Source organism: Clostridium sp. AF35-15 (assembly GCF_003477745.1).
GTDB lineage: Bacteria > Bacillota > Clostridia > Lachnospirales > Lachnospiraceae > Otoolea > Otoolea fessa.
Genome location: NZ_QUDY01000029.1, coordinates 1 through 297, shown reverse-complemented (window position 1 = coordinate 297; position 297 = coordinate 1). Strand labels below are relative to the sequence as shown.

Annotated in this window: 1 pseudogene; it reads left to right on the top strand. The window is 39.4% G+C overall.

The features are described 5' to 3' along the window. Positions 1-297, top strand: a pseudogene (locus DWZ76_RS14900) (hypothetical protein); the annotation flags it as partial.

The following is a 297-nucleotide window of genomic DNA, read 5'->3' as shown; positions in this document are numbered from 1 at the left end:
AAATGCTTCTGATAAAAAGCAAATGGTTTCTGAGGAAAGCAAAAAAAGCAAATGCTTTTCTGAAAAAGCAAAAAAAGCTGATAATGATAATGAGTATGATAATGATTTAAAAGAAAACACCCTAGAGGGTGTAAAAGAAAAGCGCTTCGCGCCTCCCACACTCCAAGAAGTAAAAGATTACTGCCTGAAAATGGGTTACACGAACGTGGATGCAGCACGCTTTATTGACTTTTACACCAGTAACGGCTGGATGGTCGGTAAGAATCGCATGAAGGACTGGAAAGCAGCGGTTAGAAA